The organism is Halotalea alkalilenta (assembly GCF_001648175.1).
In the GTDB taxonomy this organism is placed as follows: domain Bacteria; phylum Pseudomonadota; class Gammaproteobacteria; order Pseudomonadales; family Halomonadaceae; genus Halotalea; species Halotalea alkalilenta_A.
Genome location: NZ_CP015243.1, coordinates 3,546,085 through 3,567,177 on the forward strand (window position 1 = coordinate 3,546,085; position 21,093 = coordinate 3,567,177).

The window sequence follows — 21,093 nt, forward strand, 5'->3', positions numbered from 1 at the left end:
TCAAGGCGACCTAGGGCCGCATACAAAGGTCGTAGATAAAGGCACCTCGAGCGGCGGTCCGGATCGATGCGGTCCGCTTGTCGAGCTTGATTCATTGCTGCTACTGGAGCAGCCGCCCTACCTCGAGCAGGATGAATTCATTATCGTCCGCCAGGTTAGGCTCGCGGCTGGATGAGAAGGGGAAGTTATTGTCGTTACCTACGATGATATGGCGATCATCCACGACATCGACATTCTCGATGGTGAAGAAGGGGAAGGTGAACCTTCCATCGTTCAACGGTTTGCGCGCCACCCCTTCTGGATCGCGGATGTCCAGCAGGTCGACGTAGGCGGTTTTCTCGACAGGCTGTCCCACATCGGCGTCCGAGAAGTCGATCCGATAGATGCGCTTGAACCGCGCGACGTTGCTGAAACACCCGCTAGTGGCTTCCCCTTGCGCGCATGCCCGATCGGCAGTGCCTTCGCCGTTGTCCCGTTCGATCACCAGTGCGGAGTCGGGATCGATCATGTTGAAGTCACCGATGGCGTTGCCGTCGTCTTCCAGCACGTACTTCCAACTGCGCCCACTCCAGGCCCGACGCTCGACGTCGAATTCCAAAAGATGCAGATAGCGCTTGCCGTGCTCGTTTTCGTACGCTTGCTCCGCCGCGTTCCAGAGCGCGCCCTCGAGCAGCGGATAGAGCTTCCGGCCATCTGGCGACGCCGCCATTCCCTCGAAGCCCTTCGAACGCGAGACCTGGAAATCCAGTTCGCCATCCGGCGTGCCGGGCGATCTCCATCGGGGGCTGTCGGGGGAGCGCACCACCTGGCCGTCCACTTCGGTTTCGAATACCGCGACCACCTTGCCGTCCAGCTCGGCCTGGATCAGGAAAGGACCGAACTCATCGCCGATCCAAAGCCATCCGCCGGCGAACTGGAAGCTTTCCGGATCGAAGTCACTGCCGGTGAGGTAGCGCTTCTCGCTACTCTCATTGACGATATGAAACGGGACTTTTCCATCCGGGTCGTGCAGGAACACGGTATCCAGGCGAGTGACCGAGCCGTCGTCGAAATCGATCCGGTAATGGTTGAGATAGAGCATCGCGTCGGGGGAGTTGGCCTTGCTACCGAATCCGTTGTCGCTCAATACCCAGTAGGTACCGTCCGCCATCCTCTTGATCCCCGAGTGCCCCTGCAAAGGCTGGCCTTCGATCGGCAGGCCGTACCCCGTCGGACGGTCGGCGGACATACCCGGCACGCTGCCCAGCTCCATGACCCGCTCGGCGCCGGTGTACTTGCCGCTGATCCTCATGTCGTCGGGCGCATCCTGCGGAACTTCCAAACGAGCCTCCATCGGCAGGATCGCATGACCCGCCAGCACCGCCGATACCTGCTGCTGGGCGAGTGCCGCCCCGTTCAGCGCGAGCAGCAGACACCCAGTCGATAGCGCCAGGCCGTTCTTGATCGAGTCCACGTCTTCCCTCCTTGCTTGAGCAGCCCTCGGATCGGGGCGGAGAAATTGATCCAAGCGGCACTATAGGAAGGCGGGGTGACAGCTTGATGTCGCCCCCATCGGCGACCTTTCGGCGCTAGTCTATGGCCTTTCGCCAGCGCTCGATCTTTGTTGATTGATCGTTCAATATAATTCTTATAGACTAATGGCCAACGCGGTCGATGCCGAGGCGTCGCCGCGAGCCAGGAGAAACAAGATGCCCAAGGTCGGCATGGAGCCCATCCGCCGCAAGCAGTTGATCGAAGCCACGTTGGTATCCATCGAAGAGCTCGGTCTCCACGACACCACCATCATCAGGATCGCGCAGCGGGCGGGCGTCTCGGCAGGAATCATCAGCCACTACTTCGGCGGCAAGGACGGCCTGCTCGAGGCGACCATGCGCCACATCCTCAGCCAGCTGCGCGCAGCGGTGGCGAGCCGCCGCGCACTGCTCGACGTAGAGGATGTGGAGGGGCACCTGGTTGCGATCATCGAGGGCAACTTCGATCGCACCCAGCTGAGCGAGTCGGTGATGAAGACCTGGCTTGCGTTCTGGGCCTCGAGCATGCACCGGCCGCAGCTCAAGCGGCTGCAGCGGGTCAATGATCGCCGGCTGTATTCGAATCTTTGCCATCAGTTCAACCGCGAACTGCCGCTCGATCAGGCACGCGATGCGGCTCGCGGCCTGGCGGCGATGATCGACGGGCTATGGCTTCGCGGCGCGCTGATGCCAGAGCGCTTCGATGTCGATGCCGCAGTGCGGATCGCGCGCCGCTATGCCGGCGACTGCCTGCATCGCAAGCCGTGACCGCCTAAGCACCACCGCACACATACGAACACCAGGGAGTCGCCCCATGAGCAGTCTGCCGCCCCTTCAGCTCTACATCGACGGTCAGCTGGTCGATGCCACCTCCGGCCGGACCTTCGAGACGATCAACCCGGCCACCGGCGAACCTCTCGCCGAGGTCCAGGAGGCATCCCAGGCCGACGTCGATCGCGCAGTGGCAGCCGCCCGGCGCGGCCAGCGGGTCTGGGCCTCGATGACCGCGATGGAGCGCTCGCGCATCCTGCGTCGCGCAGTGGACATCCTGCGCTCGCGTAACGATGAACTGGCCCGGCTCGAGACCCTCGACACCGGCAAGGCACTGGCCGAGACCCTGACGGTGGACATCGTCACCGGCGCCGACGTACTCGAGTACTTCGCCGGCCTCGCCACGGCGATCGAAGGCACCCAGCAGCCGCTGCGCGAAGATGCCTTCTTCTATACCCGTCGCGAACCGATCGGTGTTTGCGGCGCGATCGGCGCATGGAACTACCCGATCCAGATCGCCCTGTGGAAATCCGCTCCGGCGCTCGCCGCCGGCAATGCGATGGTGTTCAAGCCGAGCGAAGTCACGCCGCTCACCGCGATCGAGCTGGCGAAGATCTATGCCGAGGCCGGGGTGCCGGCGGGCGTGTTCAATGTGGTCCAGGGCGCGGGAGAGGTCGGCGCGATGCTCACCGCGCATCCGGGAATCGACAAGATCTCGTTCACCGGCGAGGTCGGTACCGGCAAGAAGGTGATGTCCGCCTCCGCCGCCTCGACGCTCAAGGAAGTGACCATGGAGCTGGGTGGCAAGTCCCCATTCATCGTGTTCGCGGACGCCGATCTCGACCGCGCGGTGGACGCGGCGATGGTCGCCAACTTCTTCTCCACCGGCCAGGTCTGCACCAACGGCACCCGGGTCTTCGTCGAACGCACGGTGAAGGCGGCATTCGAAGCCAAGCTGCTCGAGCGGATGCAGCGGATCAAGGCCGGCGATCCACTCGATGCCGCGACCAACTTCGGCCCGCTGGTGAGTTTCGAGCATATGGAGAAGGTGCTCGCCTACTTCGACCATGCCCAGGCCGATGGCGCGCGGCTGCTGGCTGGCGGGGAGCGGATGCGCGAGGGCGCGCTCGCCGCTGGCGCCTTCGTCGCACCGACCGTCTACACCGACTGCGCGGACGACATGCGCATCGTCCGCGAGGAAATCTTCGGCCCGGTGCTCTCGATCCTCGCCTTCGACGATGAAGAGGAAGTGATTCGCCGCGCCAACGATACCGAGTACGGACTCGCCGCCGGCGTCTTCACCGAGAGCCTCAACCGTGCCCATCGGGTGATTCATCGCCTCGAAGCGGGCATCTGCTGGGTCAACACCTGGGGTGAGTCACCGGCGGAAATGCCGGTCGGCGGCTACAAGCAGTCGGGAGTCGGGTTCGAGAATGGTGCCGAGACGCTCAAGCACTTCACCAAGCACAAGTCGGTACTGATCGAGATGGGCCCCTTCCCCAGCGCGTTCTGACCCTAGGCCGACCCAGGCGCCGCCGAGCGGCGCCCACTTCAGATCGCTATATCGTTGCGGCCCGCGCGGCCCGGTTTCCATGACATCCAGCGCCGACGGACGACACCCCCTCGAGTGGGGTCGACGAACCACGCAAGGCGCCGGCGCCCGAGACAAGGAGTAGACAGACAGATGGCTACCCAACCGATTCGAGAATTCGACTACGTCATCGTCGGCGCAGGCTCGGCCGGCAACGTACTCGCCGCGCGCCTGACCGAGGATCCCGAAGTCAGCGTGCTGCTGCTCGAAGCCGGCGGTCCCGACTATCGCCTCGACTTTCGCACCCAGATGCCTGCGGCGCTGGCCTACCCGCTGCAAGGCAAGCGCTACAACTGGGCGTTCGAAACCGATCCTGAGCCGTACATGGACAACCGCCGGATGGAGTGCGGGCGCGGCAAGGGACTCGGCGGCTCGTCGTTGATCAACGGCATGTGCTACATCCGGGGCAACGCGATGGACCTGGACAACTGGGCCGAGCAGCCCGGACTCGAGGACTGGAGCTACGCCGACTGCCTGCCCTACTATAGGAAGTCGGAGGGCCGCGACATCGGTGCCAACGAGTATCACGGCGGCGACGGCCCGGTGTCGGTGACCACGTCCAGGGTCGACGACCATCCGCTCAACCGCGCCTTCGTCGATGCCGCAGTGCAGGCCGGCTATGCCGAGACCGACGATCTCAACGGCTACCACCAGGAGGGCTTCGGCCCGATGGACCGCACGGTGACCAAGCAGGGACGTCGCGCCTCGACCGCGCGAGGCTACCTCGACCAGGCCAGCAAGCGCTCGAACCTGACTATCGAGACCCATGCCACCACCGATCGGGTACTGTTCGAAGGCAAGCGCGCGACCGGCGTCGAGTACGACAGGCACGGCCAACGCCAGCAGGTTCGCGCCCGCCGCGAGGTGCTGCTCTGCGCCGGCGCGATCGCCTCTCCCGCGATCCTGAGCCGCTCCGGAGTGGGCGACCCGCAATGGCTGGCCGAGCTGGATATCCCGCTGGTCCATGCCCTCCCCGGGGTCGGCAAGAATCTCCAGGACCACCTGGAGATGTACATCCAGTACGAGTGCAAGCAGCCGGTCTCGCTCTATCCCGCGCTGAAACTGCACAACCAGCCGAAGATCGGTGCGCAGTGGCTGTTCAACGGCACCGGAATAGGCGCCAGCAACCAGTTCGAGGCCGGTGGCTTCCTGCGCACCGACGCAGCCGAGCCCTGGCCCAACATCCAGTATCACTTCCTGCCGATCGCGATCAGCTACAACGGCAAGAGCGCGGTGCAGGCACACGGCTTTCAAGCCCACGTCGGCTCGATGCGCTCGAAAAGCCGCGGGCGGGTCAAACTGCGCTCGCGCGACCCCGCGGCGGCGCCGAGCATCCTGTTCAACTACATGAGCGATGCCCGCGACTGGGAGGAGTTCCGCTCTGCGATCCGGCTGACCCGGGAGATCATCGAGCAGCCGGCGATGGACCCTTACCGCGGCCGCGAGATCGCTCCCGGAGAGGACAAGCAGTCCGATGCCGAGCTGGACGCCTTCGTTCGCGCGCATGCCGAGACCGCCTACCACCCCTGCGGCAGCTGCCGGATGGGCAATGACGAGCTGGCCGTGGTCGATGGCGAGGGGCGTGTCCATGGGCTGGAGGCGCTGCGGGTGATCGATGCCTCCCTCATGCCGCTGATCATCACCGGCAACCTCAACGCCACCACCATCATGATGGCGGAGAAGCTCGCCGATCGGGTACGCGGGCGCAAGCCACTGGAAAAGAGCACCGCCGGCTACTACAAAGCGCAGGCGATCGGTGAGACGCGGGTGGACCTGAGTCCGGTACCGAGCTGATCGCTCCCGGCGCTTCCTTCGATGAAGCTGCCGGCACCGACGCCGCCCGGGCTTCGCTTGGGCGGCGTCGGTGCATCTAGCGCAAGACTGAAGCCAACCACCATCTCTGCGCAATCCCTCCTTACTCTGCCCACATTAAACCAGTACGCTTGAACACTAGCGGAATGGCACCGTGTCCCACGGGGCGTCCCAAGCCTGGCCAGCTTCCGCCCTCGCCCACCCGATCAAGGACGAGTCAACTCACCGATGAGAGAGTCCGCCGTTTCCCGCCGCCCGCTCTGGCTGGCGCTCGTGCTGAGCCTTTTGCTGCTCGCTGTGCTGCTCTACTACTGGTATCGCCCCTCCGCCGATACCGAATCCACCCCGGGACCACGCGGCGCCGGTGCGTCGATGACCAGCTCGGTCTCGACCATGCCGGCGAACCGCAGGGATTTCCCGGTCCACGTATCGGCACTCGGCACCGTCGCCTCGCTCGCAAACGTCTCACTGCGACCTCGCGTCGAGGGCACCTTGGAGTCGATCGAGCTGGAGGAAGGCGAGTGGGTCAGCCGCGGGCAGGTGGTTGCCCGCATCGACGACCGCAGCTATCGCGCGGCGCTCGCCCAGGCCCGCGGCCAGCTGGCGCAGGACGAGGCCCAGCTGGCCACCGCCGAAGCCGATCTGGCCCGCTACCAACGCCTCGGCAACGCCAGCGCGATCGCTGTCCAGGAGCTCGATACCCAGCGCCAGCTGGTGCGCCAGTACCAGGGCATGGTGGCCGCCGACCGCGCCGCGATCGAAAGCGCCGAGGTCGATCTCAGCTACACGGTGCTCACCTCACCGGTCGACGGCGTGGTCGGCATTCGCAACGTCGATCCCGGCAATCTGGTGTCGAGCGGCGACACCGATCCGATCCTGACCATCACCCAGCTCGATCCGATCTCGGTGATCTTCTCGCTGCCCTCTCAGTACCGGGCCGAAATCGCCGGCCAGCTGGCCACCGGCATGCAGGTGGATATCTACACCAGCGGCGAGCGCCAGCACCTCGCCAGCGGCCAGCTCTCGAGCCTCGACAGCACGATCGACGTCGAGACCGGTACCCTGCGCATGCGCGCGCGGTTCGACAATCCCGATGCCGTGCTCTATCCGAACCAGTTCGTCAACGTGAGGCTGCAGCTGGAGGTACTGCCGGATGCGGTGGTGATCCCGGAAACCGCACTGCAGACCGCCCAGGACGGACTCTTCGTCTACGTCGTCGACGAAAACCAGCGGGTCGAGCGGCGACCGGTGACGATGGCCGCCAGCGGCTCGAGCTCCGTCGCTATCGCCAGCGGCCTCGAGCCGGGCGAACAGGTAGTGGTCGACGGTGTCGACCGGCTGCGCACCGGCATGCAGGTCGAGGTGGTCAGTCATAGTCTGCCCGGCGAGCAGCCGAGCACGCAGCGCGCTTCTGGAGATGGCAGCGCCTCATGAACCCGTCGCGCCCATTCATCCTCCGTCCGGTCGCCACTTCGCTGGTGATGCTGGCGATCCTGATCGCCGGCGTCCTCGGCTACCGGATGCTGCCCGTGGCCTCGCTGCCGGAGGTGGACTTCCCGACCATCCAGGTCACCACCCTCTATCCGGGCGCAGGCCCGCAGGTGATGCTCTCCAACGTCACCGCGCCGCTCGAGGACCAGCTCGGCGAGATCGCCGGGCTCGAGGACATGAAATCGACCAGTACGGGCGGTGCGTCGATCGTCACCCTGCGCTTCGCCCTCGACGCCGATCTCGGCGTCGCCGAGCAGGAGGTCCAGGCCGCGATCAATCAGGCCGAGTCGCTGCTGCCTTCCGACCTGCCGATGCCGCCGAGCTATCGCAAGGTCAACCCCGCCGACAGCCCGATCCTGACCCTCGCGGTCACTTCCGACTCACTGCCGCTGACCCGCCTCTACGATCTGATCGACACCCGCATCGCCCAGCGCCTCAGCCAAGTGCAGGGGGTTGGCCTGGTCAGCCTCGAAGGGGGCAACAAGCCCGCGGTGAGGGTCAAGGTCGACCCCCGCAAGCTCGCCGCTTTCGGTCTCGACCTGGAGAGCCTGCGCCAGGCGATCGACGCGGCCAACGTCAACCTCGCCAAGGGCAGCCTGTATGGGGCCTATCGCACGCTGAGCATCGACGCCAACGACCAGCTCACCTCGGCGCAGGAGTATCGCGAGCTGATCCTCAAGTACGCCAACGGCGCGGCGGTGAGGCTCTCGGACGTCGCCGAGGTGAGCGAAGGCGCCGAGAACGCCTATCTTTCCGCCTGGGCCAACGACCGCCAGGCGCTGATCCTCAACGTTCAGCGCCAGCCCGGCGCCAACGTCATCGATGTGGTCGATGCGATCAATGCGCAGCTGCCGGCGCTGCGCGAACAGCTACCCTCGAGCGTCGATCTCGAAGTATTGAGCGATCGCACCGAGACCATCCGCGCCTCGATCCATGACGTCCAGTTCGAGCTGATGCTGGCGATCTCCCTGGTGGTGATGGTCACCTTCCTGTTCCTGCGCAACCTTCGCGCCACCTTCATCCCCAGCCTCTCGGTGCCGCTGACCCTGCTCGGCACCTTCGGGGTGATGTACCTGGCCGGGTTCAGCGTCAACAACCTCACCCTGATGGCGTTGACCATCGCCACCGGTTTCGTGATCGACGACGCCATCGTGGTGCTGGAGAACATCGTCCGCCATCTCGAGCGCGGCAAGCCGCCGCTGCGCGCGGCGCTCGAGGGGTCGCGCCAGATAGTGTTCACCGTGATCTCGCTGACCATCTCGCTGATCGCGGTACTGATCCCGCTGCTGTTCATGGAGGACGTGGTCGGCCGCCTGTTCCGGGAGTTCGCCCTGACCCTGACCATCGCGATCCTGATCTCGGCGTTCATCTCCCTGACCCTGACCCCGATGCTCTGCGCCAAGCTTCTGAGTTCGGTACCCGAGGAGCAGCGCGAGGCGTTCGAACCGGGCCATCGCCCGGGGCTGTTCGGTGGTCTCGAGCGCGGCTACTCGCACGCGCTCGACTGGGTGCTGCGTCACCAGCCGCTGACGCTCGCGGTGGCGATTGCGGCCTTCGGGGTCACCGCGCTGCTCTACATGCAGATCTCCAAGGGTCTGCTGCCGCGCCAGGACACCGGTCTTCTACAGGGCATCACCGATGCAAGCCAGAGCACCTCGTTCGAGGCGATGGCCGCACGCCAGCGGATGATCGAGCGGATCGTACTCGCCGACCCGGCGGTGGAGAACGTCACCTCGATCATCGGCATCGACGGCACCAACGCGACGCTGAACTCCGGGCGGCTGTCGATCACGCTCAAGCCGATCGGCAGTCGTGATTCGGCCGACACGGTGGTCGCAAGGCTCGAGCAGAAGAGCCGCAGCGTCGCCGGCATCAGCCTCTATCTCCAGCCGGTCCAGGAACTGGTGCTGGAAGACAGGGTCAGCCGCCAGCAGTACCAGATGAGCCTCACCCATCCGGATCGCGCGATCCTCGACCGTGAAGTGGAAGCGCTGCTCAACCGGCTCAACGAGCACCAGGCGATCGATGTCGCGACCAGCGACGTGCAAAACCAGGGCTCGGAGCTCTACCTGAGCGTCGACCGCGACACCGCCAGCCGCCTGGGCATCTCGATGAACGACATCGACGCGACGCTCTACAACGCCTTCGGCCAGCGGCTGATCTCGACCATCTTCAGCCAGTCGACCCAGTATCGCGTGGTACTCGGCCTGGAGGATCGCTTCCAGGATGGGCCGCAGGCGCTCGAGCGGCTCTACGTCAGCGCCTCCAGCGGTGCGCTGGTGCCGTTGACCAGCCTGGTCGACATCGAACGTCGGAGCACGGCGCTGTCGCTCTCGCGCGAGAACCAGCTGCCCTCGGCGCTGATCTCGTTCGATGTCGCGCCGGGCTACTCGCTCTCCGATGCCTTCAGCGCCATCGACCAGGCAAGCGAAGAGGCGCACCTGGACACCGATACGGTGCGCGAGTACCAGGGCGCAGCCTTGATCTATTCCCATTCGAACACCAGTACCCTGTGGCTGGTGCTGGCCGCGGTGGTCGCCGCCTACATCGTGCTCGGCGTGCTCTACGAGAGCTACATCCACCCGCTGACCATCCTCTCCACCCTGCCATCGGCTGCGATCGGCGCGCTGTTGGCGCTGATGGTCGGCGGACTCGAGCTCGGCATGGTCGGCATCGTCGGCGTGATCCTGCTGATCGGGATCGTGAAGAAGAATGCGATCATGATGATCGACTTCGCCCTCGATGCGCAGCGCAACGAGGGCCTGGTACCGTTCGACGCGATCTCGCGCGCCGCCCGGCTGCGTTTCCGCCCGATCATGATGACCACTTTCGCCGCGCTGCTCGGCGCGCTGCCATTGATGTTTGCCTCCGGCTACGGCGCCGAGCTGCGCAAGCCGCTCGGCTTCGCGCTGGTCGGCGGCCTGGCGCTGAGCCAGCTGCTCACCCTGTTCACCATCCCGGTGATCTATCTCTACTTCGAGCGGCTCTCGGCGCGCTGGCAGCGCTTCGTCAATAGAAAGCTGCCGCCGGCCACAGAGGAAAGGCCGTGAGCCTGTCGACGCCGTTCATCCATCGACCGATCGCCACGACGCTACTCGCCGTGGCGCTGGTGCTGGTCGGCGCGATTGCCTGGCTGCGGCTACCGGTGGCGGCACTGCCGGACATGTCGATGCCGACGATCACGGTCCAGGCGAGCCTTTCGGGCGCGAACCCCGAGACCATGGCCTCGACCGTGGCGACCCCGCTCGAACGCGCGCTCGGCCAGATCGCAGGGATCAACCAGATCACCTCGACCAGCGCCCAGGGCTCGACCCGGGTGGTGATCCAGTTCAACCTCGAAAAAGACATCAACGAAGCGGCTCGCGAAGTCCAGGCGGCGATCAACAGCGCCCAGGCGCTGCTGCCCACCGCGATGACCAGACGCCCCACCTACCAGAAGGTCAATCCGGCCGACTCGCCGCTGCTGATCATCGCGCTGAGCTCGCCCAGGCTTTCACAGGGCGAACTCTACGATCTCGCCGATAGAGTGGTTTCACCGCGCATCCTGCGCGTCCCCGGCGTGGGCTCGATCAACGTCGGTGGGAGTTCGTCACCGGCGGTGCGGGTCTCCCTCGATCCGCGCGCACTCGAGCACGCCGGCATCTCGCTCGACGCGGTGCGTGCGGCGATCGACGACGCCAATTCGAACCAGCCCAAAGGCAGCTTGCGCGATGGCGACATCACCCATGAGATCGACGTCGACAGCCAGCTGTTCGATGCCAGCGGCTATCGCGCGCTGGTGGTCGCCACCAGCGAGGACGGGCGGCAGATCACCCGCCTCGGCGACGTCGCCAACGTCTCGGATGGCGTCGAGAACCCCTACAGCGTGGGCTTTTTCAACCAACAGCCGGCGGTGATCCTGGTGGTCCGCCCGAGCGCCTCGGCCAACATCGTCGAGACGGTCGAACGGATCCGCGAGCAGCTGCCAGCGATCAACGCCCTGCTGCCTTCCGAGGCCCGGCTCGACATCACCCTCGACCGCTCGCCGGGCATCCGCGCCTCTCTCTCCGAAACCCAGGCGACCCTGCTGCTCGGTATCCTGCTGGTGGTCGGGGTGATCTTCGTGTTCCTGCGCTCGGTACGCGCCACCCTGATCCCAAGCGTCGTCATTCCAGTGACGCTGATCGGTACTTTCGCAGTGCTCCATCTCTTCGGCCTGAGCCTCAACACCATGACCCTGATGGCGCTGATCGTCTCAATCGGTTTCGTCGTCGACGATGCCATCGTCGTGGTCGAGAACATCGCCCGACATATCGAGCGCGGCACGCCACCGATCCAGGCCGCGATCGACGGCAGCCGGGAGATGAGCTTCACCATCATGTCGATGAGCATCTCGCTAGTCGCGGTACTGGTACCGCTGCTGCTGATCCAGGGCCTGATCGGCAGGCTGTTCAGCGCCTTCTCGATCGCCCTGGCCGCGAGCATCCTGATCTCGATGCTGGTCTCGCTGACGCTCACGCCGATGCTCTGCGCGCGCACCTTCGCCGTCGCCGGACGCCGCGAACATCCACGCTGGCAGCGGATGATCGGCCGCTTCGGCAGCCGCATACAAAACGGCTACGCCAGAACGCTCGCCGCCGCCCTCGCCCACCCCAGGCTGACGCTGCTCTCGCTGTTCGCGGTGATCGCGCTCAACGGCTATCTCTACACCACCATTCCGAAGTCGTTCATTCCAGAGCAGGACAGCGGTCGGATCCTGACCGCGGTGCGCGCCGACCAGAACCTCGGTTTCGAAGCGATGCGCAGCAAGTTCGAGCAGATCCGCAGCGTACTGCTCGACGATGCCAGGGTCGAAAGCGTGGTTGGTTTCGTCAGCGCCGGCGGCAACGACGGCGGCACCTCGGCGTTCATGTCGATCTCGCTCAAGGAGGACCGCGACGCCGACACCCAGACGGTCGCCAACCAGCTCAGCGCCCAACTCGGCCACTTCGCCGGCCTCCAAGTGTTCATGTTCGGCGCCCAGGACATCCGGGTCGGAGGCCGCTCCGGCGGCGGCCAGTACGAGCTGACCCTGCGTGGCGACAATCTGGAAAGGCTCGATCACTACGCCAGCCAGGTCACCCAGGCGCTACAGGGAGTGCCCGAAATCACCGGGGTGAACAGCGACCAGCGTACCCAGGGACAATCACTGCTGGTGGAGGTCGACCGTGATCTCGCCAGTCGCCTCGGGGTCGACATGCGCACCGTCGACACCATGCTGCAGAACGCCTTCGCCCAGCGCCAGGTATCGAGCGTCTACCAGGGCAGCCAGCAATACTACGTGGTGATGGAGGTGGAAGAGATGTTCCGGGACTCCCCCTCCGCGCTGGACCAGCTCCACGTCATCGATGAGGAAGGAAGGCTGATCCCGCTGTCCACGTTCGCCCGCATCGAGCGCTCGGTGATGCCGGTGCAGGTCAATCACCAAGGACAGTTCGCGGCGACCACGGTGTCGTTCAACCTTGCCGACGACGTCGCCCTCAGCGACGCGGTGAGCGCGATCCAGGCGCGGCTCGACCGGATGGCTCTGCCCAACGACATCATGACCAGCTTCGAGGGCAACGCGGCGAGCTTCCAACAGGGCGTGGGGATGATGCCATGGCTGATCGTCGGCGCCCTGGTCGCGGTCTACCTGGTACTGGGCATGCTCTATGAGAGCTACGTCCACCCCCTGACGATCCTTTCCACCCTGCCCTCGGCCGGGGTCGGCGCACTGCTCGCGCTCAAGCTGCTCAACGAGCCATTCTCGCTGATCGCGCTGATCGGGGTGATCCTGCTGATTGGGGTGGTGAAGAAGAACGCGATACTGCTGGTCGATTTCGCCCTGGAGGCCGAGCGGCACCAGGGGCTCACCCCGACCGAGGCGATCACCCAGGCCGCGCTGGTACGCTTTCGCCCGATCATGATGACGACGCTCGCGGCGATTCTCGGCGCTGTTCCGTTGCTGGTGGGCACCGACGAAAACGCCCAGCTGCGCGCGCCGCTGGGCATCACCATCGTCGGTGGGCTGATCGTAAGCCAGGTGTTGACGCTCTACACCACGCCGGTGGTCTATCTCTACTTCGATCGCCTGCGTGGATACTTCCTGCGCCGCACGCAGCGCGAGGCCAACGCTTGAGCGCGGCCCTCGCGGGCGCGACTCAGCAGTAGTCGGGAAAGCGGGCGAGGCCGTCGACGAAATCGTGCTTGTAACGGTCGAAGCGCACCGGGTCGTTCTTGAACGTACGGATGATCGCCGCCTCGTCGATCTCGACCAGGCTGTCGAGCTGATCCAGCGAGCCTGCCTGGGAGCGCGCGTTGACGCCGACCCTGCGCCCTTTGGCTGCGGGATCGTCGAACCAGCGGGTGAAACCGAAGGTGGCGAAGAACGCCTCCCGGCGCGGTTCGTCGACCGTCACCCGCATCGCAGCGCTGGCCGCCAACCGTTCGACCAGCTCACGCCCATGGCCGCGCCCACGCAGCGGCCTGGGCGTAGCGAGCAGCGCGAGCGCAAGCCCCTTGCCCTGCTCCTCCAGTACCAGCATCGCCACCGAGCGCAGCCTATCCCCCTCCGCCAGCGCCACCACCCGCGCCGCCAGGTTGGGCAGCAGCGCGCCCACCGCAGCGGCATAGGTGATCAGCGGGGCGAGCCCTGCATCGTGGCCATAGACCTCGGCGCACATCATCGCCACGCAGTCGTCGCGACGCTGCCCTGCTTCCACTTCGATCATTCTCATCGTCTTTCCTTTGTCCTCCGGGCGCCCCGGTCGGGTTTGCGATGAGCGGACTCGGCGTCCGCTCCCGGGCGGCGTAGCCGCGATTGCAACCCGCCCCGATCGCCCCCATAGTGTGTATCCTGCGAAGATTCCCCAGGAGCCGCGATGCTACTGCCACGTCTGATCGCCCACCGCGGCTATGCCGCCCGGGCCCCGGAAAACACCCTTGCCGCCATCCATGCCGCTGCGGATGCCGGTATTACCTGGGTCGAGCTCGACGTCCAGTGTCTCGCCGACGGCACGCCGGTGATCTGGCACGACGCCCATATGGCCCGCTGCAGCAACGGTCGTGCCCATCTCGCCCAGCTGACCCTCGAGGAAGCGCGACGTTTCGACGTCGGCAGCTGGTTCGACGCCAAGTTCGCCGGTGAGCGGATCGCCACGCTCGAGGAGGCGCTCGAAGCGGTGGAGAGCAGAGGCCTCGGCCTCAACCTCGAGCTCAAGGTCTGCACCGCTCGCGATCCGATTCGTCTCACCGAGCGAGTCCTGCCGGTGCTCGAAGGCGTACTGCCCGCCGAACGGCTGCTGGTCTCGAGTTTCAGCCAGGAGGCGCTCTACCGCGCCCGCCGGTTGGATAACGAGCTCCACCTGGGCATCCTCTATGATGAGAAGGTGCCACGGGTGTGGAAGTGGGATGCCGAGCGAATCGGGGCGGTGAGCGTGCATGCCAACTGGGAGCATCTCAACCCCGACCGGATGAGCGACATCAAGAACGCCGGGCTCAACGTGGTCTGCTACACGATCAACGATCCACAGGCGTTCCAGAGCTGGTGGGATCGTGGCGTTGACGCCGTGATCTCCGACGACCCGCTACTGTTCGAGCAGTTCGAGCAGCAGCGCGAGCGCTACCAGGCCCAGCTGCACGAACTCGAGGCGCGCTGTCCGACCACGGTGAAGAAGGCCTGAACCCGGTCGAAAGTCATGCGAACGCCCTGCAGGAATGCGGGGCGTCGTTCGTTCCGGACGCTCCATTGCCCGAAAGCCCAGCGATCAAAAGAACAGCCGGCGCAGCCCCTCGCCCGGATCGCTCTCGCGCATGAACCGCTCGCCGACCAAAAACGCCTGGATGCGCGCCGCGCGCAGCCGTTCGACATCCTCGCGGCTCATCACCCCGGACTCGGTGACCACGGTCACCCCTTCGGGCACCCTCGGCAGCAGCCGGAAAGTGACATCGAGGCTGGTCTCGAAAGTGCGCAAGTCGCGGTTGTTGATCCCGACCAGGTCCAGGTCGAGCGCCAGCGCGCGGTCGAGCTCCTCGCCATCGTGCACTTCGACCAGCACGTCCAGCCCGAGCGACACCGCGCGCTGGTGCAGTGCACGAAGCTCGTCGTCTCCGAGCGCGGCGACGATCAGCAGTACGCAGTCCGCCCCCAGCGCCCTGGCTTCGAACAGCTGATACTCATCGATCACGAAATCCTTGCGCAGTACCGGCAGAGCGCAGGCGCCACGAGCATCGAGCAGCGCCTGGTCACTGCCCTGGAAGAAGTCGACATCGGTGAGCACCGAAAGACAGGCGGCGCCGCCCGCCTCGTAGCTGCGCGCGATCTGAACCGGATCGAAATCCTCGCGAATCACCCCCTTGGAGGGAGAGGCCTTCTTGACCTCGGCGATCACCGCCGGCTCGCCGCGCGCGATCCGCGCCCTGAGGGCACGATTGAAGCCGCGCGGGGCACTGGCATCCGGCAGTTCGGACTCGATAGCGGCCAGCGGACGCAGGGCGCGACGCGCCTCGATCTCCTCGCGCTTGCGCGCGAGGATGCGACTCAACACAGTGGGTAGTCCACTCATCGTCTCGGTTCCCAAAGACTCGTATGGCTGAAAATTCGGCCGGCCCGAAGCATGTTCGGCTCAGGCACCGGCGGCGAGGCGCTGGGTGAAAGCAGCGAGCTCTCGCAGCTTGTCGAGCGCGCCGAGACCTGCGAGCGTGCGCTTGGCGAGCGCAACGCCCTCCTCCAGCGACTCAGCGCGGCCGGCGACATAGAGCGCGGCACCTGCGTTGAGCGCGACCATGTCGCGGGCGGGGCCGGGCTCGTCGTTGAGCGCCGACTCGACCAGCGCGAGGCTCTGGGCGGTGCCGTCGACCTTCAGCGGGTCGAGCGGCTGGCGCTCGATGCCAAATCGCTCGGGGGTGATCTGGTACTCACGAATCTCGCCATCCTTGAGCTCGCAGACGCTGGTCGGCGCGGCCAGCGAGATCTCATCGAGTCCGTCCTCGGCGTGGACCACCAGCGTGTGGACGCTGCCGAGCTGGCGAAACGCGTCGGCGACCACCGGTGCCAGCGCACGCTCGTAGACACCGATCAGCTGGCGGCGCACGCCGGCTGGATTGGTCAGCGGCCCGAGGATGTTGAAGATGGTCCGCACCCCCATATCGCGGCGCGGCCCGATCGCATAGCGCATCGCCTTGTGATGGACCGGCGCGAACATGAAGCCGACCCCGACCTCCTCGATGCATCTCGCCACCTGCTCGGCGTCGAGATCGAGGTGCAGTCCGGCCGCGTCGAGCAGATCAGCGCTGCCTGAGGAAGAGGAGACCCCACGATTGCCATGCTTGGCCACCGTGGCGCCAGCGGCGGCGACGACGAAGCTCGCCGCGGTGGAAACGTTGAACAGGTTGGCGCCATCGCCTCCGGTTCCGACGATATCGACCAGGTGGTCTGCGCTCACCTCGACCTTGAGCATCAGCTCTCGCATCACCTGGGCGGCGGCGGTGATCTCCACGCTGCTCTCGCCCTTGATCGCCAGCGCCGTGAGCAGCGCGCCTATCTGCGCCTCGCTCGCCTCACCGGTCATGATCGCACTCATTACTGCGTGCATCTGCGAGTAGTCGAGATCACGACCCTGGATCAGCGCCTTGAGCGCCTCGCGGATGTTCATCTTGTCGCTATCTCCGCCTGGGAAGGATTGTCGCGGCGAACGCGCAAGCGTCGCCTGGTCTTGGCTCGGCCATCGCTCAGGCCGAAGTCCGCTCGATACTCGGCGCGCTGCGTGTCGGCGCGCGCCGAAGGAGAAAGTTGTTCAACAGTTGATGGCCCTGGCGCGAGAGAATCGACTCCGGGTGAAACTGTACGCCCTCGATCTCAAGCGTCTTGTGGCGAAGCCCCATGATCAGGCCGGGAGTGACATCGTCATCGACGGTCAGCGCGGTGACCTCGAGGCAGTCGGGCAGGCTCCCAGCCTCGACCACCAGCGAGTGATAGCGCGTCACCTCGAGCGGGTCGTCGAGCCCTTCGAACACTCCCTCGCCGCGATGGCTGACCAGCGAAGTCTTGCCGTGCATCACCAATGGGGCCCGCACCACCTTGCCGCCGAACACCTGGCCGATCGCCTGATGGCCGAGGCAGACGCCAAGGATCGGCACCCGTCCGGCGAAGCGACGAATCAGCTCCATCGAGATACCCGCCTCGTTCGGCGTACAGGGGCCGGGAGAGATCACCAGGTGAGTGAAATCGAGCGCTTCGATCTCATCCAGCGTCAGTGCATCGTTGCGAATCGTATGCACCTCGGCGCCCAGCTCGCCCAGGTACTGGACGATGTTGAAGGTGAAGCTATCGTAGTTGTCGATCATCAGGACTTTCACGGCGTCTGCTCCCGTGGTGGCTGGTTTCGAGCACCAGTGTGGCGGCGATACCGCCGCGCGCTCGGTTTGGACTCCGACCCCTGGCAACCGCCGTCTGCTCTGTGACGGCATCGTACCAGAACCCGGCCCCGCGAGGGGCGTCCGCTGACCCGCCGACCGACAGACATGAAAATGCCGCCTCGGCGGGCGGCATCTTCATCGAATACAAGACGAACGAAGGTGCCGCGCTCAGAAAGCGCGCCACCAAATCCGGAACTGGGCTTCATTCATCGAAGTATTCATGGGTTCGATCATGCAACGGGCGAGCACCAGCGTCAAGCGCCACCCCGCGCCTGGAAAGCGCGCGACTAGCTGGCACCGAAGCCCTGCACCACCTCGCCGATGCCGTTGATCGCGAACTGTACGCCCATGCCGATCAGCAGGAACCCGACCACCCGCGAGACAGCGTCGATGCCCGACTCGCCGAGCAGCTTCATGATCAGGTTGGCGCTGCGCAGCGCGGCCCAGAAAATCAGCGCGATCAGGATCGCATTGCTGACCACCACCAGATGGATCACCAGCGGAATGCCGCCTTGCTGGTCCAAACTCGCGGCGGCGCTGATGATCAGTGCGATGGTGCCGGGACCAGCGGTTCCGGGCAATGCCAGCGGCACGAAGGAGATGTCGCGGATGTGCGGCTTGCGCTTCTCCTCCTCGCTGAGCATCGCCTGCTGCGCCTCGGACTCGGACGGCTGGGTGCTGGGGAACAGCATGGTGAAGCCGATGTAGGTGATGATCAGCCCACCGGCGATACGCAGGCCAGGGATCGAGATGCCGAAGGCGCTCATGATCGCGCTGCCGCCATAGAAGGAGATCAGCAGGATCGCGGCGACGTAGAGGGTCGCCTTGAGGATCTGCCGATTGCGTTCGGCGCGGCTCAGCTCGCTGCCCAATGCGAGCAGCAGGGTAACGCTGGTCAGCGGGTTGGCCACCGGCAGCAGCGTCAAGAGCCCCAGCAGCAGATAGTGGAAGTAGTCGTCCATTGGCTACCTCGCGGCGCCCGCTCGGGCGCCGCGTCGAGTGTGGATCGCGACATCAGTCGAGGTTGTCGAGCCCTTTCTCGGCCATCGCCGCGGCACGGAACAGCGCACGACGCTTGTTCAACGTCTCCTGCCATTCGGCATCGGGATCGGAGTCGGCGACGATCCCACCGCCGGCCTGGACATGGAGCTGCCCGTCCTTGATCACCCCGGTGCGAATCGCGATCGCGGTGTCCATGTTTCCCTGCCAGGAGAGATAGCCCACCGCGCCGGAATAGATGCTGCGCTTGACCGGTTCGATCTCGTCGATCACCTCGAGCGCGCGCACCTTGGCCGCCCCCGAGACGGTGCCGGCGGGGAAGGTCGCGCGCAGCACGTCGATCGGACCGAGCCCGGGCTTGAGCTGCCCGGTGACGTTGGAGACGATGTGCATCACATGGGAGTAGCGTTCGATGGTCATCTTGTCGGTGAGCTGGACGCTGCCGTCGACGCTGATCCGGCCGACATCGTTGCGGCCGAGATCGATCAGCATCACGTGCTCTGCGCGCTCCTTCGGATCGCTGAGCAGCTCCTGCTCCAGCGCCTTGTCCTCTTCCTCGGTGCGCCCCCGGTGACGCGTGCCGGCGATCGGCCGCAGGGTCACTTCGCCCTCCTCGAGCCGGGCGAGGATCTCCGGCGAGGCACCGACCACGTGGTGGTCGTCGAGATTGAAGAAGAACATGTAGGGAGAGGGATTGAGCGTGCGCAGCGCGCGATAGAAGTCGAGCGGCGCGGCATCGAAGCGAGTGCTCATCCGCTGGGAAGGCACGCACTGCATCAGATCGCCCGAGACCACGTAGCGCTTGATCGTCTCCACCGCGTCCTTGTAGCCCTGCTCGGTGAAGCTGGCGAAGAAGTCGTTTTCGTTGATTTCGCGCCCGGTACCGGGGCTGCGCAGATCGACCACGCCCGAACGCAGTCGCTGCTCGAGCAGCTCGATTCGCTCATAAGCGAGCTCGAGCGCGCGCGGCTCGGCGGGATCGGCATGGGTCTGGAGGATCAGCCGGCCGGAGAGATTGTCGAACACCAGCACTTCCTCGGCGACCAGCAGCAGGATGTCCGGCACGTCGATCGGGTCGGGCTTGACCACTCCGCGAAGCTTGGGCTCGATGTAGCGCACCGTGTCGAAGCCGAAATAGCCGACCAGGCCACCGCTGAAGATCGCCTTGCTCTCAGGCTTGGGCGCCCTGAACCGGCGGCGGAACAGATCGATCCACTCGAGCGGGTCCTCCACCTCGGTGGCGCCTACCACATCGCCGTCGAGATAGTGGCGCACGGTGAAGCCGCGCACCTCGATGCGCTCCCGGCAAGGCAGGCCGATGATCGAGTAGCGGCCCCACTTCTCGCCGCCCTGTACCGATTCGAGCAGAAAGCTCCACGGCGCATCGGCGAGCTTGAGATAGGTGGACAGCGGGGTGTCCAGGTCAGCGAGGATCTCGCGCGACACGGGAATACGGTTGTAGCCTTCCTCGCCGAGCTGGGCGAAGCGTTCGGGGGTCATCATGCGTGGGGATCTCGTCACGGATGGTTGGGGGCGCGGCGAAGCGCCGGATCGACTCTCGCGGGTTCGCCGCTCACCATCGCAAGCGGCTGACCTCGCGCATCAGCAGATGCGCTGCGTGCACCTTGGGCATCGAATCAATCATCCGTCGGGCGGGCCCGCGTGACGCGGGCTCGAAAATGAGGGTGAAGGCATCAAAACCTAAACGAGTTGATCGAGCGATTCAACCATCCAATCCGGCTGACTGGCCTCCACCGGCTCGCCATGATTGTAGCCATAGGGCACGGCCAGGGTTCTGATTCCCGCGCGCTTACCGGCTTCGACGTCGTTGCGCGAGTCTCCCACCATCAGCGCCTGGGCTGGCGCCACATCCAGCGTCGCGCACAGATGCAGCAGCGGCGCCGGGTGGGGTTTCTTCTCCGCCAGGGCATCGCCGCCGAGGGTCAGAGAGAAGAAACCATCGATAGAGAATGTTTCGAGAATTGGCGCAATGAAGGCGCCCGGCTTGTTGGTCACGATCGCCTGGCGGATGCCGCGCTGCTTTTGCGCCTCGAGACACGCCCTTACGCCGGGGTAGAGCCTTGAGTTCACGCAGACTCGCTCACCGTAGCAGGTGGTGAAACGGGCAAGCTGGCGCTCCAGCGTCGCCTCTACCTCGGGCAGCGCAAGTCCTGCATCGAGCAGCGCGCGGCGCACCAGCATGCGGGTACCATTGCCGATCCAGCGCGCCGCCTTGGTCTCACCGGGCGGGGGCAGTCCGGCCTGCTCGAAGGCACGGTCGAGCGCGTAAGCCAAATCCGGCAGCGAATCGACCAGGGTACCGTCGAGGTCGTAAATCAAAAGCGTCGTGCCACTCAGGGCTGGGTGCATCGGCGATCCTCCTCGTTGCGACTCGACGCGAAGCATCGAATGATGCGCAAACTCCTAGTATTCTTGCCCACTTATGTCCACTCACCAAGCCCCAGAGCGGACTTGGACAGGCTACGGGGACAGCGTGTCGAAAGG

At 65.4% G+C, this 21,093-nt stretch carries 15 protein-coding genes; 7 read left to right on the forward strand and 8 right to left on the reverse strand.

The window, feature by feature from the left end; all coding sequences use genetic code 11:
* Window positions 1–100: 100 nt before the first annotated feature.
* A complete protein-coding gene (locus tag A5892_RS15865) occupies window positions 101–1,453 on the reverse strand; it encodes an esterase-like activity of phytase family protein (RefSeq protein ID WP_082890512.1) in 1,353 nt (450 codons plus the stop codon).
* A gap of 235 nt (window positions 1,454–1,688) precedes the next feature.
* Here A5892_RS15865 and betI point away from each other — a divergent pair, with 235 nt between their 5' ends.
* The 6 genes from betI to A5892_RS15895 all read left to right on the forward strand — a co-directional run bounded on the left by betI (window position 1,689) and on the right by A5892_RS15895 (window position 13,312).
* Entirely contained in the window at window positions 1,689–2,279 is a 591-nt protein-coding gene (gene betI / locus A5892_RS15870) for a transcriptional regulator BetI (protein WP_064123613.1), read from the forward strand.
* A gap of 46 nt (window positions 2,280–2,325) precedes the next feature.
* Window positions 2,326–3,795, forward strand: a complete 1,470-nt coding sequence (betB, locus tag A5892_RS15875) for a betaine-aldehyde dehydrogenase (protein ID WP_064123614.1) — start codon at window positions 2,326–2,328, stop codon at window positions 3,793–3,795.
* 171 nt (window positions 3,796–3,966) lie between these two features.
* Window positions 3,967–5,667, forward strand: coding sequence for a choline dehydrogenase (betA, locus tag A5892_RS15880; protein ID WP_064123615.1), 1,701 nt, complete (start codon window positions 3,967–3,969; stop codon window positions 5,665–5,667).
* A 246-nt stretch (window positions 5,668–5,913) separates the two neighbouring features.
* Complete coding sequence (locus A5892_RS15885) at window positions 5,914–7,119, forward strand: efflux RND transporter periplasmic adaptor subunit (protein ID WP_064123616.1); 1,206 nt, start codon at window positions 5,914–5,916, stop codon at window positions 7,117–7,119.
* Window positions 7,116–10,226, forward strand: a complete 3,111-nt coding sequence (locus A5892_RS15890; protein ID WP_064123617.1) for a multidrug efflux RND transporter permease subunit — start codon at window positions 7,116–7,118, stop codon at window positions 10,224–10,226. Before A5892_RS15885 ends, A5892_RS15890 begins: the two co-directional genes overlap by 4 nt.
* A complete protein-coding gene (locus tag A5892_RS15895; RefSeq protein ID WP_064123618.1) occupies window positions 10,223–13,312 on the forward strand; it encodes an efflux RND transporter permease subunit in 3,090 nt (1,029 codons plus the stop codon). The genes A5892_RS15890 and A5892_RS15895 overlap by 4 nt, the downstream gene beginning before the upstream one ends.
* Window positions 13,313–13,334: 22 nt before the next feature.
* Here A5892_RS15895 and A5892_RS20560 read toward each other — a convergent pair whose 3' ends face one another.
* Window positions 13,335–13,910 carry a hypothetical protein gene (locus A5892_RS20560; RefSeq protein ID WP_190295626.1) on the reverse strand — a complete coding sequence of 192 codons (576 nt, stop codon included), beginning with the start codon at window positions 13,908–13,910 and terminating at the stop codon, window positions 13,335–13,337.
* A gap of 144 nt (window positions 13,911–14,054) precedes the next feature.
* Here A5892_RS20560 and A5892_RS15905 point away from each other — a divergent pair, with 144 nt between their 5' ends.
* Complete coding sequence (locus A5892_RS15905; RefSeq protein ID WP_064123620.1) at window positions 14,055–14,855, forward strand: glycerophosphodiester phosphodiesterase family protein; 801 nt, start codon at window positions 14,055–14,057, stop codon at window positions 14,853–14,855.
* Between the two features lie 84 nt (window positions 14,856–14,939).
* On the opposite strand, the gene trpC is transcribed toward A5892_RS15905, so the two are convergent.
* From trpC to A5892_RS15935, 6 genes are all read right to left on the reverse strand, one after another.
* On the reverse strand, window positions 14,940–15,737 hold the full coding sequence (gene trpC / locus A5892_RS15910) for an indole-3-glycerol phosphate synthase TrpC (RefSeq protein ID WP_064123621.1): 798 nt from the start codon (window positions 15,735–15,737) through the stop codon (window positions 14,940–14,942).
* Between the two features lie 60 nt (window positions 15,738–15,797).
* On the reverse strand, window positions 15,798–16,826 hold the full coding sequence (gene trpD / locus A5892_RS15915) for an anthranilate phosphoribosyltransferase (protein WP_064123622.1): 1,029 nt from the start codon (window positions 16,824–16,826) through the stop codon (window positions 15,798–15,800).
* Window positions 16,827–16,902: 76 nt separating this feature from the next.
* Window positions 16,903–17,529 carry an anthranilate synthase component II gene (locus A5892_RS15920; protein WP_064123623.1) on the reverse strand — a complete coding sequence of 209 codons (627 nt, stop codon included), beginning with the start codon at window positions 17,527–17,529 and terminating at the stop codon, window positions 16,903–16,905.
* A gap of 347 nt (window positions 17,530–17,876) precedes the next feature.
* Window positions 17,877–18,551 carry a MarC family NAAT transporter gene (locus tag A5892_RS15925; RefSeq protein WP_064123624.1) on the reverse strand — a complete coding sequence of 225 codons (675 nt, stop codon included), beginning with the start codon at window positions 18,549–18,551 and terminating at the stop codon, window positions 17,877–17,879.
* A gap of 52 nt (window positions 18,552–18,603) precedes the next feature.
* Entirely contained in the window at window positions 18,604–20,088 is a 1,485-nt protein-coding gene (gene trpE / locus A5892_RS15930; protein WP_064124558.1) for an anthranilate synthase component I, read from the reverse strand.
* 201 nt (window positions 20,089–20,289) lie between these two features.
* The gene (locus A5892_RS15935) at window positions 20,290–20,958 is read right to left on the reverse strand and encodes a phosphoglycolate phosphatase (protein WP_064123625.1); all 669 of its coding nucleotides are present in this window, start codon (window positions 20,956–20,958) and stop codon (window positions 20,290–20,292) included.
* Window positions 20,959–21,093 lie beyond the last annotated feature (135 nt).

What these genes read in the sequence shown, in the direction of transcription:
- betA (WP_064123615.1), top strand. Translation starts at nt 3,967, where the DNA reads ATGGCTACCCAACCGATTCGAGAATTCGACTACGTCATCGTCGGCGCA.
- A5892_RS15885 (WP_064123616.1), top strand. Translation starts at nt 5,914, where the DNA reads ATGAGAGAGTCCGCCGTTTCCCGCCGCCCGCTCTGGCTGGCGCTCGTG.
- A5892_RS15890 (WP_064123617.1), top strand. Translation starts at nt 7,116, where the DNA reads ATGAACCCGTCGCGCCCATTCATCCTCCGTCCGGTCGCCACTTCGCTG.
- trpD (WP_064123622.1), bottom strand. Translation starts at nt 16,826, where the DNA reads ATGAACATCCGCGAGGCGCTCAAGGCGCTGATCCAGGGTCGTGATCTC.
- A5892_RS20560 (WP_190295626.1), bottom strand. Translation starts at nt 13,910, where the DNA reads ATGAGAATGATCGAAGTGGAAGCAGGGCAGCGTCGCGACGACTGCGTG.
- betI (WP_064123613.1), top strand. Translation starts at nt 1,689, where the DNA reads ATGCCCAAGGTCGGCATGGAGCCCATCCGCCGCAAGCAGTTGATCGAA.
- betB (WP_064123614.1), top strand. Translation starts at nt 2,326, where the DNA reads ATGAGCAGTCTGCCGCCCCTTCAGCTCTACATCGACGGTCAGCTGGTC.
- A5892_RS15935 (WP_064123625.1), bottom strand. Translation starts at nt 20,958, where the DNA reads ATGCACCCAGCCCTGAGTGGCACGACGCTTTTGATTTACGACCTCGAC.
- A5892_RS15905 (WP_064123620.1), top strand. Translation starts at nt 14,055, where the DNA reads ATGCTACTGCCACGTCTGATCGCCCACCGCGGCTATGCCGCCCGGGCC.
- trpE (WP_064124558.1), bottom strand. Translation starts at nt 20,088, where the DNA reads ATGACCCCCGAACGCTTCGCCCAGCTCGGCGAGGAAGGCTACAACCGT.
- A5892_RS15925 (WP_064123624.1), bottom strand. Translation starts at nt 18,551, where the DNA reads ATGGACGACTACTTCCACTATCTGCTGCTGGGGCTCTTGACGCTGCTG.
- trpC (WP_064123621.1), bottom strand. Translation starts at nt 15,737, where the DNA reads ATGAGTGGACTACCCACTGTGTTGAGTCGCATCCTCGCGCGCAAGCGC.